At 43.5% G+C, this 356-nt stretch carries 1 pseudogene; it reads left to right on the forward strand.

Features of this window, described 5'->3' with window-relative positions:
- Positions 1–44: 44 nt before the first annotated feature.
- Positions 45–356: pseudogene (locus HC176_RS17840) on the forward strand (efflux RND transporter periplasmic adaptor subunit); the annotation flags it as partial.

Here is a 356-nt window from a genome sequence, read left to right on the forward strand (position 1 = left end):
AGGACCTGATGAGGATCAGGGAAGGTCAAAAGGTGCATTTTACAATGCCTCAATATCCCGCTACAAATTATGAAGCTGAAGTATGGCTGGTAGGGAAAATAATAGATGAAGATCACAGGGCAGGAGTTCACGCTCACCTGGCAGACAGCCTTAAAGAAAAGTTTGCGGTAGGAATGTTCGTGGAAGCACAAATAATCACCAAAAACAAGGACTTACCGGCTCTTCCTGAAGAAGCAATCGTGGAAGTGGATAATGCTTTTTACGTACTGGTTCTGGATCAAAACAGCGGGGAAAACTATATTTTTAACCGCAGAGAGGTAAAGCCTGCGGAAACGTTCAAAGGGTATACTACTCTT

This window comes from Tamlana crocina, assembly GCF_012037625.1.